Raw genomic sequence first — 14,186 nt, 5'->3', positions numbered from 1 at the left:
AACTTGTTCCTTAAGACAGATATACACAATCTCGGGCCTGAACATCTTCTCTTCAACAGGAACAAAAGCATTTATTCTTTGATGCCGATATAAATTGAGTATAACTCGTTAATAACTTTCCGAACTACCGAATATTCGCCTTTGATAATATAAATCAAGTCGCGTTTTTGAACAAAACGATAAAAATGAATATCGCTGTTTTCCGATGCCTTCATCATCAAGTCAATCACTTTTTCGCTCTCATAATCAATAGCGTCGTGAAAGCGGCACAACAGCATATATTCCGATGCCTTTCTTCCGTTGTCGCTCGATGTAAACATCCGCGAATAAACCCCGTCGACCTTCGTTCTCAACGTCGGTATAGTTTGGGGTGAAGAAATAAAATCGTATATTCTTTCACTTGAAATCATCCACTTGCCGTTGATTTTTTCACCGACAAGCGTTCCATCCTTCAAACGTGAGCGTAGCGTCCTATCTGACAACCCGAAGAGCTTTGAGATTTGCGCGATCGAATAGTACCCCATATCAGACTCCTTACAGCATTCGACCTAATCCCCCTTTTCTCTCTAATAATATTATACACGTTTACTGTAGAATAATCAATTTGAAAAAAGCCGGATTTTGCAAAGCTGCAAAGAGAAAGGGATTTTTGAATTAACAGCTATAACGCATTCCGCAAGAAGCATCCTCGACGGTATTGTTCTGATATCGGCTAAATTAACAGCCCCTCATCAGAGGGGCTGTTAAACAGTCTGTTGGCGGATTATCTTCCCATAATTCAGGACCGCGAAGTTATCTCTTCGCGTCGGCTTCAAGGAAGCGCCGATAGGCGGCGCGGAGCTCTTCCGCTTTTTCTTCCGGCGCGGTGGGGTTGCAGTGCGCCCACGCGCCCGTTTCGCTGGACGCGTTGAACTTCTGCTTGACGTCCGAGCGCATCGGCGGGAAAAACTCGATGTGGAAGTGGAAGTATTCTCTCGTATCGCCGCTGTTCACAGGCGCGTTATGCATACACATCATATACGGGAAGTTCGTTCCGAAAAGCGAATCGAGCGTTCCCGAAACGCGGCGTATCGTCGCGCCGAGCGCGAAGCGATCTTCCGCGGTGAACTCCGTGATATCGCCCTTGTGCGCCTTCGACATAATATAGACGCCGTAGGGATATTCGCAGAAAAACGGCAGGAAAACGGTGAAGTATTCGTTCTCAAAGATTATACGCTTCCGCTCTTTGACTTCGTTCTCGAGCAGGTCGCAGTAGAGGCATTTGCCGGTCTGCTCCTTGTGTTCCTTCGCGCTGTCGAGCTCGAGGCAGAGCTTTTTCGGCATGAAGGAATAGCCGTAGATCTGGCCGTGCGGGTGCGGCATCGTGACGCCGACGACTTCGCCTCTGTTCTCGAAGATGAAGACGTACTTTATGCGCTCGTCGGCTTTCATCGCGTTGAAGCGCTCTACCCACAGGTCGACGAGCTTGAGCATATGCTCGTCTGTCAGCTCGCGGATCGGCTTTGTATGGTCGGGCGAATACAGTATGACCTCGCATTTGCCGTACGCTTCCGCGGTCTTGAAGAAGTCGGTCGCCACGGGGTCGGGCGTCGGCGGAGTCTGGCTCAACGCCGGGAAGTCGTTGGGGTACATATATACGTCGTAGTTATCCGGCACCTTGCCGGAGCCGGGACAGAAGGGGCAGTCGTTTTTCGGCATCTGCGGCCTGTTCTGTCTGTTGGACGCGATCATTACCCAGTCTTTGATAAGCGGGTGCCATCTGAGTTCAGCCATTTTTCTTTCCTCCAAATAATATGTCTTTCAGGTATTCGCCTGTGTATGAACCTTTAGTTTTCGCGACCTGCTCGGGAGTGCCGCAGGCGACGAGTTCGCCGCCTTCCTCCCCGCCCTCGGGCCCGAGGTCGATAATATAGTCGGCGGATTTGATTATGTCGAGGTTGTGCTCGATGACGACGACGGTGTTGCCCGCGTCGACGAGCCGCTGCAGGACTTCAACGAGCTTCTGCACGTCCGCGGAGTGCAGGCCGGTGCTCGGCTCGTCGAGGAAGTAGATCGTCTTGCCGGTGGCGCGTTTCGCGAGCTCGGTGGCGAGCTTCACGCGCTGCGCTTCGCCGCCGGAAAGCGTCGTGGCGGGCTGCCCGAGCTTGATGTAGCCGAGGCCGACGTCGGAAAGCACCTGCAGCTTGCGCTTTATTTTCGGCAGACTGTCGAAGAAGTCGAGCGCTTCGTCCACCGTCATTTCGAGCACGTCGTGGATGCTCTTGCCCTTGTATTTCACCGCGAGCGTTTCGCGGTTGTAGCGCTTGCCCTTGCAGACGTCGCAGGGGACGTAAACGTCCGGCAGGAAGTGCATCTCGATCTTCACGATGCCGTTGCCCTCGCACGCCTCGCAGCGTCCGCCGCGGACGTTGAAGGAGAACCTGCCCGCGCTGAAGCCGCGTTCCTTCGCGCCTGTCGTTTCGGCGAAGAGCGCGCGGATGTCGTTGAAAACTCCGGTGTAGGTCGCGGGGTTGGAGCTCGGCATTCTGCCGATGGGGTCCTGATCTATGTTGATTACTTTGTTGAGGTGTTCCCTGCCAAGAATATCGTCGCACTTGCCGCCCTTCTGCTTCGTGCGGTTGTATTCGGCGCTCAGATGCTTGAAGAGTATTTCGTTGACGAGACTCGACTTGCCGGAGCCGGAAACACCGGTCACGCAGGTGAACGTGCCTATGAGGATATCGACGTTGATGCCTTTCAGGTTGTTTTCGCGCGCGCCGACGACGGTAAGCTTTTCGCCCGTGCCTCTGCGGCGCTTCTTCGGGACAGGGATACTCTTTTTGCCGCTCAAATACTGACCGGTGACGGAGTCTTCGCACTTCATTATCTCCTCCGCCGTACCCTGCGCGACGAGGCGGCCGCCGTCCGCGCCCGCGCCCGGGCCTATGTCTATGACCATATCCGCTTCGCGCATCGTTTCTTCGTCGTGCTCGACGACAATCAGCGTGTTGCCGAGGTCGCGCAGGCGTTTGAGCGCGTCGAGCAGCTTGCGGTTGTCGCGCTGGTGCAGGCCGATGCTCGGCTCGTCGAGGATGTAAAGCACGCCCATCAGCGAGGAGCCGATCTGCGTGGCGAGACGGATGCGCTGGTTTTCGCCGCCCGAAAGCGTCGACGCGGCGCGTGCAAGGGTGATATATCCCAGGCCGACGTTTTTCAAAAAGCCGAGGCGGGACTTGATCTCCTTGATTATCATGCCGGCGATCTTCTGCTCGCGTTCCGTAAGCTGCAGCCGTTCGAAGAAGTCGAGCTCGCGCTCGATGGAAAGCGAGGTCAGCTCGTATATGTTCACGCCTCCGACGGTGACGGCGAGGATCTCCGGCTTCAGACGCGCGCCGTGGCACGCTTCGCACGGGACGGCGCTCATGCAGCTCTCGATCTCCGAACGCGACCATTCGCTCTGCGTTTCGCGGTAGCGGCGCTCGAGGTTGTTTATCACGCCCTCGAAGTCGGAAAGATAGGTGCCGTGGCCGTATTCGTTGATGCGCTCGATAACGATGCGCTCGCCGCCGGTGCCGTAAAGCAGCGCGTTTATCGCGTAGCGCGGCAGATCCTTCACCGGAGCGTCGAGCGAGAAGCCGTAGTGCTTCGCGAGGCCGTTGAAGTACATCGTGCAGATGCTGCTGCCGCCGTAGTTCCAGCCGCTCGCCTTTATCGCGCCCTGCGCGACGGAGAGGTCTTTATCCGGTATTATCAAGTCGGGGTCGAGCTTCATGAAGACGCCCAGGCCGGAGCATTTTTCGCAGGCGCCGTAGGGGTTGTTGAAGGAGAACATTCGCGGCGTGAGCTCCTCCAGAGAGACATTCTCGTGGTCCGGGCAGGAGTAGTTCTGCGAGAAGAGTATCTCGCCGTCGTCCGTTGACGCGGCGACGAGCCCTTCGCCCATTCGGAGCGCGGTCTCGACGGAGTCCGTTATCCTCCCCTTGACCTCGTCGCGCACGATCACGCGGTCGACGACGACGTCTATGCGGTGCTTGACGTTTTTGTCAAGCGTGATGCTTTCGCCGAGGTCGTACATTATGCCGTCCACGCGGACGCGGACGAAGCCCGCCTTCGACGCGGCTTCGAGCAATTTCTGATGCTCGCCCTTGCGGTTGCGGACGATGGGCGCGAGTATCATCAGGCGCGTGCCGTCCGGGTACGCGAGGATGCGGTCGACGATCTGGTCGACCGACTGCTGCTCGATCACCCTGCCGCAGACCGGGCAGTGCGCGACGCCGATATTTGCGTAAAGCAGGCGCAGGTAGTCGTATATTTCCGTTACCGTTCCGACGGTGGAACGCGGGTTTTTCGAGGTCGTTTTCTGGTCTATGGATATCGCGGGAGAAAGCCCTTCTATCGTGTCGACGTCGGGCTTGTCCATCTGCCCGAGGAACTGCCTCGCGTATGACGAAAGCGACTCGATATAGCGCCTCTGCCCTTCCGCGAAGACCGTATCGAACGCGAGACTTGATTTCCCGGACCCCGAAACGCCGGTGACAACTACGAACTTATCACGCGGTATTTCGACGTCTATATTCTTGAGGTTGTGCTCCCTCGCGCCTTTTATGATTATCTTGTCGGTCATTAGCCCTCTCCGTTTTCGATGCTTCTTATCTTATCGCGCAGGAACGCAGCGTGCTCGAATTCAAGCAGCTTCGCCGCCGCCTTCATCTCCTTCGTGAGCTGTTCGACGAGGCGGGCGCGCTCCTTCGCGGAAAGTCTTCGGACGTTGATATTCTCGGTCTTCTCCTTCGTGGAGATCTCGATTATGTCGCGGACGTCCTTTTTTATAGTCTGCGGAATTATGCCGTTCGCGGCGTTGTACGCCGCCTGTATGCCGCGGCGACGGTCGGTCTCGCGGATGGCGTATTCCATCGCGGAGGTGACCTCGTCGCCGTACATGATGACCTTGCCGTTGGCGTTTCGCGCGGCGCGGCCGATGGTCTGTATGAGCGAAGTGCCGCTGCGCAGGAAGCCCTGTTTGTCGGCGTCGAGGATCGCGACGAGCGAGACTTCGGGGATGTCGAGACCTTCGCGCAGGAGGTTTATGCCGACAAGCACGTCGAATTCGCCGAGACGCAGGTCGCGTATTATCTCCATTCGCTCGATCGTGTCGACGTCGTGATGCAGGTATCTGACCTTGATGCCGAGCGTTTCCAGATACGCGGAGAGGTCCTCCGCCATCTTCTTCGTCATCGTCGTGACGAGGACGCGCTCCTGCGCTTCGATGCGCGCGTTTATTTCGCCGACGAGGTCGTCGATCTGATTCTCGGTCGGGCGGACGGAGATCTCCGGATCGAGCAGGCCGGTCGGGCGGATTATCTGCTCCGCGACGGCGGAGGCGCGTTCCAGCTCGTATTCCGCGGGCGTCGCGGAAACGTAGATTATCTGATTGAGGCGCTCGTTGAACTCCTTGAAGTTCAGCGGGCGGTTGTCGAACGCGGACGGCAGGCGGAAGCCGTATTCGACGAGCGTTTCTTTGCGCGCGCGGTCGCCGGCGTACATCGCTCTGACCTGCGGCACGGTGACGTGCGATTCGTCCACCATGAGCAGGAAGTCGCTCGGAAAGTAGTCGAGCAGCGTGAAGGGCACGGCGCCCGGTTCCCTGCCCGCGAGCACGCGGGAGTAGTTCTCGATACCGTTGCAGAAGCCGGTCTCGCGCAGCATTTCGATATCGTACATCGTGCGCTGCTCGATGCGCTGCGCTTCGATAAGGCGGTCGTGCGCACGGAAAAACTCGACGCGTTCGCGCATTTCCTCTTCTATGCGGCGCAGCCCCTCCTCGCGCTTCTCGTCGGAAACGATGTAGTGCGACGCGGGATAGATGCCGGCGTGGTTCAGCTCCGCCTTCACCTTGCCGGTCAGGACGTTTATCTCGGTCAGGCGTTCGACCTCGTCGCCGAAAAGCTCGACGCGGATCGCGGTGTCGGTGTTGTATGCGGGGTATATCTCCACGACGTCGCCGCGGACGCGGAACTTGTTGCGGACGAAGTTGATATCGTTTCGCTCGTATTTCAGCGAAACGAGCTTGCGGATAAGCGCGTCGCGATCCCACTTCATACCCGGGCGCAGCGAGATTATCATGTTGCGGTAGTCGATCGGGTTGCCGAGCGTGTAGATGCAGGAGACGGATGAAACGACGATCACGTCGCGCCGCTCCGAAAGCGAGCAGGTCGCGGAGTGGCGGAGCTTGTCGATCTCGTCGTTTATCGCGCAGTCTTTTTCGATATATGAGTCGGTCGCGGGGATGTACGCTTCCGGCTGGTAGTAGTCGTAATACGACACGAAGTATTCAACGGCGTTGTTCGGAAAGAACTCTTTGAGCTCGCTGCAAAGCTGCGCGGCGAGCGTTTTGTTGTGCGCGAGCACAAGCGTCGGGCGGTTCACGCGCGCGATGACGTTCGCCATCGTGAAGGTCTTGCCCGAGCCGGTAACGCCGAGCAGGACCTGCTCGCGAAAGCCCTTCTCCACTCCGCTCGCGAGCTTGTCTATCGCCTGCGGCTGATCGCCGGTCGGCTTGTATTCGGAAACGAGCTGAAATCTATCCACGCGATCACCCCACAATCTCTCATAATAACATATTGTATATTATACCACGAGGTTTTGAAAATGAAAAGTGAAAGATGATAAAATGCGCGGGTTTTTATATAACAAAAACCGGCAGCCATAAGGCCGCCGGTTAAAGCAACTATTTGATTACGTATTAGTGGAAGGCGGATCGGAAAGGGTTATTGTGCCGGCAGCAGCCACGTTGATAATCTTGTTATTTGCCAGCGCATCATTACCGGAATACGTTCCCCACAGAGGAATGAATTCGACAATTATCGCTTTTTCTGTAATAATCTTGATATCGCGAAGCGTTGTGATATCGGCGTTTGCCGCATTCGCTTTTGCGATTTGTTTTGAATAATACGTACCAAGGACCGTTGTCGGAGTTTCTTTATCCTTGATTACGATTTTACAATATCCGGACGACGTTGCTGTTATTCCGGTTTTAATCTGTAGCCTTACCGAGTAACCCTCAGCTTTATCCGCATCAGGAAGTATTGTAAACTCGTAAATATGAGGATCGGCAGCAGTCGCAGTAACGCTTTCCGTCGTTGTCGTCGAGTTTTCAGTCACCTGCTTCGTGGCCGTGATCGTCAGGTCATAAGTGGCGGTAGAGAACGTCTTCGCGTTGGATTTTGACGTATCGGAAAAGAACGCTCCGGCAGATATGGAGAGGGCGCACAGGCATAATATTATCAGGCATATAGACAGTGTCATTTTTTTGGTAAAGACCTTATCAGACATTATCGCCTTTTCTCCTTTCAAAGCCACTTTTTACAACGTGGACTGCAGGCGCCAACGCAAAGAGGCATTACTTTTGATTCCGCGCCGTCCGGCGCTTTTGATCGGCTTAATTAAAGCTGATCGATGGTTCCCTTCTGCGAAGCAAGCACGGTCACGCCGAGGTTGACGGTCGGCTGAGTATCGCCGACGTAGTTGGCGACGTTGCCGACGTCCTCGGGCATATAGACGACGATGGCTGCGTACTTCGTTTCGTTGACGTCGAGGGACGCGCTGTTGCTGTTATAGTGATTGAGCGATTCGTAATCGTCCATATCGAGACCGGCTATCATACGCGCATCCGGACGCCCGCCCACCGCGTTGACCGCGGCGGCCAGATCGGTAAGGTTGTTGTCAACAAGAATCCCGAACTTCAGATATGACGGGAGATGTATTACGTTGCCCAGCGAGTTTCTGCCGTCCACCCAGCTGTTAGCCGTAACGGAAACCTTGAAGTCAACGGGGATGCCGCCGAGGTTCTCGACTTTGATATAAACGACCTTTGTATAACCCGGCTCGTAAAGCGCCTGGTCATCAAACATATCGGTCGTCGTCGGGAGAAGCTCTCTGAAATCGTAGGTCGGGTTGGGAACAAGACTGTAATATGAAACTCTTATATCGGCGACGCCGATGATGAACTGATTACGAACGTCGGTGACGGTATCCGTGAACCACGCCAGCGAGGCGCCGGCGCCGAGGAGGCCCCACAAAATAAGCAAAGCGATGCTTACACAAAGAGCTGCTTTTGTCGCTTTCTTCATTCTAAGTTCCTCCCAAAAATTACTGTGTTGAACAATTTACTTCTTGCGCTTGAAAACCACAAGCAGTACGGCTATCAGAATGAGCGCCGCGCCGCCCGCGATGAACGGCCATACCGGCAACCCTTCGTCGCCGGTGTCGGGCTCTTCGACCGGTATCTCTTCGACTTTGAATTCCCAGTCTATGTAGCCGATAGCGCTCTTGAACTCGTTGCCGATCGTCACGGGGACGTCGAGCTGAACGGTCAGATCGGTCTGTCCGCCGGAACGGAGCGTGCCGAGCAGGACCCAATCGGTGAGTCCGTCGGTCTGGTCCGCCGGAGCGTCGAACAACGTATTATCGGAGCTCTGGATAACCTTCATGGAGAGCTGGGAAAGGAAGTCTTCGGTTCCCTCCTGCGCTCCGAGCGAACGCATATAGATCTTGACGTCGACCTTTTTATCCGCGGTATTGCGGACGGTTATCTTCTGCGTCAGACTGTCGCCCGGCATAACGTCTTTGAAATCCGGGAAAAGATCGGTGGGCGAATATTCACTGCCGGGCGCAAAGACGAATTCTTTCGCGTTGCCGTCGTAAACGACCTCACCGTTATAGGCAAACGCCGGAACGGCGCCCGCGAGCAGTATCGCGGCAGCTATTAACATTACAAAAAACTTCGCTGTTCTCTTCATCTGCCGCCTCAGCTTTCTACCGGCCAGCCAACGGCCTCAAACGGAGTGTCGGCGTTGTTCTCACTCTGCACGACGAAGGTCTTGACGGTGACGGTCAGGATGGAGCCGATCTGCTCCTTCGTGATCTTGTCGCCGACGACCTCGACCTCCTTGAACAGAGGTTCCGTTACGCCGTAGCCGGGAACTGCCTTGTTGTAGTAGTAATATCCGTCTTCCATATACGTCCAGTTGACTGTGTCAGTCTCGATGGCGAGGCACTCCTCGGGCGTGAGCTCGACGTTGTCGGTGCCCTTGACGAGCTTGACTCTGACGTAGAACGGATGTTCGGATTTGTTGGCCACCTTAACGATCTTGCTGACGATATCGCCGGGCATGACGTATACGCCGTCTTCCGGGAAGTCGTCGCCGGTAGCGGTCGTTTCAATAACTTCCGACGGGATATCGCCGAAGGTTATGACGTTCCGCGCCGTACCCGTTACGGTGTAAAACGCGACGGTCTCAAAAGACAGCAGTGAAACTATTAACATCAGAAACGCAATAAAGCATAATTTAATTTTTGCCATACGCTTCCTCCTTAAATACTGGAACAAATCTTTCTGGCGAACAAAGGGTTTGAACCCTCAAGCCCTTTGTTCGCCGCTCGAACTTTTGCGGATTCGAGCGGACAAAATCTCGAGATTGATTTTTGTGTTTTGCTATTCAAAACGCATGTCATGCTACGTTAAGAAACACGGGAAAAGTTGGTTACGCGCCCAGAACGGTGAACGCGGCCTTCGCGGCGAGCGCGACGGTGGCGTAATCGTCAGCGTTGACGATGTTTCTCGTCTGGACAGCGTCAGCCTTGACCTTCAGGTCAAGAGAGACGACTCCGCTGGTGGTGGTCATCTCGACGTCCGGAACGTTGAAGCCCTTGAACACGTCAGCAGTAGCTTCGCCCGCGGGCAGGATCTTGTTGTAGTAATACACAACAGTCAGACCATCGGCGGAAACCGTGTCGAATACGAAGTCGGCGTCAACATCCTGGAGGTAGTCGTTCAGCTTGAAATCAGGAACCATCGCGGCCCACGCGGCGGCGTCATCGGGAACCAGCGTTACGGTAACTCTGATGTATTCATCATAAGCGCCGGTATTGACGGCCTTGGGCTCCTTCGACAGGAAGTCGCCGGGGAGTATTCCGTCATACTGGAGGCCGGTGGGGTTGCCGTCGGTATCTGTTATAACGGTCGGCACGACGTCACTCGCGGTATCGTCAACAGACTCCTGCACTTCAACGGAGAAATCAGGATCACCGTTTTGATCAGAGGAAACGATGAACTTATTGACCTTCTCCTGCGAATCGCTGTACCACGCCAAAGTGCCTACCGACAGAATGGATATGATAGCAACGATAGCTGCAACGACAAGAACCTTTTTCTTCATGTAGTAGTCTTCTCCTTTCTTTGAAAATTATTTCAAAGGAGATATTTGTCGTTCACGTGTTACGACAAAAGCCGATCTCTCCTCTAAAACCTGAATCAACAGAACTCTATCAGTTCCAGAAACCGTCAAAGTGCGCGGCAGCGTCGGCGGCGCTCATCGCGGAGAAATCGCCGAACGCGCTGTTGGTAGCAGCGGCGGCGTTCGCAAAGCCGCGGGCCTGGACGCCTTCGGTGGCTACGAGCACGTAGCTCTTGTATTCGGTCGGATTGACGGCGGGATCGGCGCCGGGGGTACCGATGGCGAAATCATCAACGGCAATCTCAATCGCCGCGGGGGTGCCGGGATAAGTCAGATGAGTCAGCTGCGTAACACCGTTTGCATCAACCGCGGTCTTGCAGTCGGTCTTATAATCGAGATATACGCCGTTGAGCAGAGCGGGAGTGGTCTCGCCGTCCGGAAGAATGGCGTTGTAGTAGTATGCATAGACGTTATAATCGATGCTGTCTCTGGTGATGACCGCAACGGGGTCCGCGGAAACGGCGGTCCAGTCGGTGCCGGCCTTGATATCACGCTTGAGGATACCCGCGTCGTCAAGCGCCTTCGGAACGGCTATGTAGGTGCGGACGTAAGCGTCTTCGCTGCCGACGTTCTCGACGGTGACGATCTTATCGCGGAAGTTCTCGTCGGTGGGCATTCCGTTGGTGTCTCTCGTGGTCGCGGACTCGCTGTCGGTGCCGAGAGTAGTATCAATGACGGGCATCAGGATGCTGTTGTCAACGAAGTCGTTGCCGTCTCTGTCCTTCTCGTGCTGCTCGATGTCAACGCTGCCGAACACAAATACGTTCGCCTTCTCATCAGCGTCGCGGAAGAACGCGAGCGAAGAGCCGACCAGCGCGATGGCAACCAGCGCGACGATTGCGGATACAACGATTATCTTTTTTTTCATAGTTGATGCTCCTTTTCAAGAGAATACTATATTATTATTTATTGAAAGTTATCGTCGCCGTCCGGCTTATCTTCAGCCGGCGGCACGTCTTCCACAATAACGTTCTGCCCTGTTTTCGCCTTTACCCTCTTCCCTATCATATCGGGCAGGAAGACGAGGATCAGCAGCACCGCACCGACGGTGACCGCTATGTAGGTTCCGGGCGGGTTCTGCACCCAGTCGGCTACGTAGCCGAGCAGCGGAAGCTTGAAAACGACCTTGCCGACGAGGTTTTTGAAATGGACGGGGTTGGCGTCGGGAGTGTCGTTCGCATCGCCCTTCGTTGTGAAGTGACTGCTCTCAAGGTCTATACTCACGACTCTGTGGGTCGCGACGTTGAGGTTTTCGTCAAGGACGAAGGTTATCGCGTCGCCGACCTCGATATTCTCCGGTATATCCTCAATGTCGTAGCCCTTGACGTAAACGAGATCACCGACGTTATATGCGGGCTTCATCGAAGGAGATATAACGCTGTAGGTCTTGAGTCCTATTATCTTGGCGCCCATAAGCAGAACGGCTATGAGCACGACTATCGCCACAAGGACGATAGAGACGATATTCCAGACTTTGCGCCATGTGCTGCGTTCGACGCCTGTGCTGTTATCTTTGCTCATAAAGCTCCTCCGTAAAGGGTTATCACGCAACAGATATCGTACCGTTGCTCATAACGCTCAACTCGTTAATCGTGGATTCGGCGTCGGAGTTATCATCGGTATTATGCTTCGTCAGCGCGATACCGGCGACCTTAAGATTGGTCACGCCGCACTGTCCGTTGAACAGCGTCGCATACTGAACCGGGGTGGCGGTCGTTGTGTTTACGGTAAGCTTAAAGTCGCTTATCTTCTTGCCGTTGCCGTTGAACGTTCCGGCAAAATCGCCGGTCAGCGGCCAGGCGGCGCCGTCGAGGTCGATTTCTTCCTCGCATGTCAGCTTGACGGTCTTGCCGGCGAAGTTATTTCCTTTGTTGACCGCGGCTGCGAATCTGGCAAAATCCGCGGCGTCCTTTATTTCATAATACTTGTTGTGATTCTCGTCTTCCTTTTCGTAAAGGAGCGTGTTCGGGGCGAGCTCATAGGTAAACTTAGCCGTATCGACGCTCACGTCGGGAACGGTGGTGTTGCCGGGAACGTATCCGAAGGAATCCTGACCTCCGGACGCCTGAGTGGCGGCGAGGTCAAGCTCGACCTCGAACGTAGGCAGCGGCATTCCCTCCTTAACGGTGGAGGCTTCAACGCCGGTTTCCGGCATATAAAGAGCGAGGAGAACGTATTTCGATTTGCCCGGATCGATAAGCACGCTGTTGTCGTTGATCTGCGTGAACGCGCCGAACTTATTGATGGCAGTGTTTTTGCACGTCTGGACGATCGCGCCCAACGCATCCTGCGCGTCCTGAAGCTTATCGTTGTCAAATATCGCCTGATAAGAAACCAGCGAATCGGAAAGCAGGAAGCTGTTCCCTTCGGTGTTTATGCTGCCGTACTCGGACATAACGTTTGCCTTGAACGCGAACTTGACGGGCATATCGCTGTTGTTGTAAATCTGTATGAGGCGGTGAGTTTCTGCGCCGGGCTGCCAGGTAACGTTTTCAAAAACGTCGCCCTCGGCGGAAACGAACTTCGTGCCGTTATAGTAGTTCATTTGAATATCCAGACTGCCGGAAACGATCCTGTTCTTACCGCTCGTGACGCTGTCGGTCAGCCATGCGTAGGTCGTGCCGACAAGCATAGAGAAGCACATAAATGTAACGAACGCAGACAACAGCAGCACCTTCAGCGCCGCATTCTTACGCTTTTTCAGTTGTTGCTTATCATTTCTGAACAAAGCCGTTGCCTCCTATCCATTCAAACCGCATTCGTATTATCGGCGCAGATACGCCGCATATACCGTTTGCGGAATCATTCTGCTCCTTCGGAGCCGTCGTTCGGTTTATTGAGCTGCGCGTCGAGCTTCGCTTTGAGCTCCATCATCTCGCGCATCATGCGCTCGGTCTCCGCCTTCTGCGCCTCGAGCTCCGCCTTCTGCGCGGCGAACGGATCCTCGGCGGGAGCCGGTTCGGGCTGCGGTGCGGGAGCCGGTTCGGGCTGCGGTGCGGGAGCTGGCTCCGCTTCCGGCGCGGGTATTGCCGCGGGCGCGGGTTCGGGAGCCGCCGCGGGCTGCGGCGCTTCCTGAACGGGAGGAGCGGCCTGCTGCGGCGCCTGTTGACCGGAAAGCTGAGCTTTGAGCTCGAGCATTTCACGCATCATCTTTTCGGTCTCCGCCTTCTGCGCGGCAAGCTCCGCCTTCTCGGCGTCGAGCTCAGCGTGCTGTTCCTTCTTGTAAACGCGGAACAGGCGGATGCTCTTAACGCCCTGAATGATTATCAAAATAACGAAAGGTACGAATATGCAGATTATGTAACCGACCGTCGACTTCTGGAAACTCAGGAACGTGCCGAGCTTCGGAATCTTGCCGGCGTATTTGCCGAGGACGAAGTCGGGCGCAACGATGGTTTCGTCGTCGGTGTTGGTGTTGATACCGTAGGTGACGAAGCCGAGGCCGCCTTCTGCAGTCGTCGTTATCCTCCTGATCTTATGGGTGACGACCTCTCCGAAGTTGTCTCCGTTCTGCGACTGGAAGGTAATGACGTCGCCCGGCTGAAGCTGCACGCATTCCTCGGGGTCGAGATTCTTGCTGAAAATCAGGTCGCCTGCGTTGAAGTAGACCCCCGCCTTATCCTCGGCGGTGGTATCCTGCTCAGAGATGCTCATGGAGTCGGACAGAACGATGAACATCTTATATCCGAACAGTCCCCTGTCCCTGCGGTTGAAGGTCGTCGTCGAGATTATGGTGAAAATCATCATAAAGACGGCGAAGATAACAACAATCCAGGTGAAAACTCTCTTAACTATGTTAAATACCTTTTTCACCGTGGAAACCTGCTCGGGAGCGGTCTGTTCCTCGACGGCATTATTCACGTTTTCTTTCTTATGCCACATTTGGACCTCCGAAAACGATTGCGGAAAGCG

13 protein-coding genes are annotated in these 14,186 nt (G+C 55.0%); all 13 read right to left on the bottom strand.

Annotated elements, in window-relative coordinates:
* Positions 1-71: 71 nt before the first annotated feature.
* The 13 genes from IJL83_07165 to IJL83_07105 all read right to left on the bottom strand — a co-directional run bounded on the left by IJL83_07165 (position 72) and on the right by IJL83_07105 (position 14,156).
* Positions 72-524 (bottom strand): helix-turn-helix domain-containing protein, encoded by a 453-nt coding sequence (locus IJL83_07165; GenBank protein MBQ6553373.1) that lies wholly within the window; start codon positions 522-524, stop codon positions 72-74.
* Between the two features lie 268 nt (positions 525-792).
* A complete protein-coding gene (gene galT, locus IJL83_07160; GenBank protein ID MBQ6553372.1) occupies positions 793-1,773 on the bottom strand; it encodes a galactose-1-phosphate uridylyltransferase in 981 nt (326 codons plus the stop codon).
* A complete protein-coding gene (gene uvrA, locus IJL83_07155) occupies positions 1,766-4,603 on the bottom strand; it encodes an excinuclease ABC subunit UvrA (protein MBQ6553371.1) in 2,838 nt (945 codons plus the stop codon). Before uvrA ends, galT begins: the two co-directional genes overlap by 8 nt.
* Complete coding sequence (gene uvrB, locus IJL83_07150; GenBank protein ID MBQ6553370.1) at positions 4,603-6,567, bottom strand: excinuclease ABC subunit UvrB; 1,965 nt, start codon at positions 6,565-6,567, stop codon at positions 4,603-4,605. Before uvrB ends, uvrA begins: the two co-directional genes overlap by 1 nt.
* Before the next feature lie 147 nt (positions 6,568-6,714).
* Entirely contained in the window at positions 6,715-7,311 is a 597-nt protein-coding gene (locus IJL83_07145; protein ID MBQ6553369.1) for a hypothetical protein, read from the bottom strand.
* 110 nt (positions 7,312-7,421) lie between these two features.
* A complete protein-coding gene (locus IJL83_07140; protein MBQ6553368.1) occupies positions 7,422-8,108 on the bottom strand; it encodes a hypothetical protein in 687 nt (228 codons plus the stop codon).
* A gap of 36 nt (positions 8,109-8,144) precedes the next feature.
* Complete coding sequence (locus tag IJL83_07135) at positions 8,145-8,750, bottom strand: LPXTG cell wall anchor domain-containing protein (protein MBQ6553367.1); 606 nt, start codon at positions 8,748-8,750, stop codon at positions 8,145-8,147.
* A 35-nt stretch (positions 8,751-8,785) separates the two neighbouring features.
* Positions 8,786-9,340: a hypothetical protein gene (locus IJL83_07130; GenBank protein MBQ6553366.1), complete on the bottom strand. Its 555-nt coding sequence runs from the start codon at positions 9,338-9,340 to the stop codon at positions 8,786-8,788.
* Positions 9,341-9,521: 181 nt separating this feature from the next.
* The gene (locus IJL83_07125; GenBank protein MBQ6553365.1) at positions 9,522-10,196 is read right to left on the bottom strand and encodes a hypothetical protein; all 675 of its coding nucleotides are present in this window, start codon (positions 10,194-10,196) and stop codon (positions 9,522-9,524) included.
* A 109-nt stretch (positions 10,197-10,305) separates the two neighbouring features.
* Entirely contained in the window at positions 10,306-11,142 is an 837-nt protein-coding gene (locus IJL83_07120) for a hypothetical protein (protein ID MBQ6553364.1), read from the bottom strand.
* Between the two features lie 38 nt (positions 11,143-11,180).
* A complete protein-coding gene (locus tag IJL83_07115) occupies positions 11,181-11,795 on the bottom strand; it encodes a signal peptidase I (GenBank protein ID MBQ6553363.1) in 615 nt (204 codons plus the stop codon).
* A gap of 22 nt (positions 11,796-11,817) precedes the next feature.
* Positions 11,818-13,002 carry a hypothetical protein gene (locus tag IJL83_07110; protein MBQ6553362.1) on the bottom strand — a complete coding sequence of 395 codons (1,185 nt, stop codon included), beginning with the start codon at positions 13,000-13,002 and terminating at the stop codon, positions 11,818-11,820.
* A gap of 74 nt (positions 13,003-13,076) precedes the next feature.
* Entirely contained in the window at positions 13,077-14,156 is a 1,080-nt protein-coding gene (locus IJL83_07105; GenBank protein MBQ6553361.1) for a signal peptidase I, read from the bottom strand.
* Between the last annotated feature and the right edge of the window lie 30 nt (positions 14,157-14,186).

It is taken from the genome of Clostridia bacterium (genome assembly GCA_017438525.1).
In the GTDB taxonomy this organism is placed as follows: Bacteria; Bacillota; Clostridia; order Oscillospirales; family RGIG8002; genus RGIG8002.
Note: the sequence above shows the minus strand (reverse complement) of the source record. Positions and strands in the feature narration are given on the sequence as shown.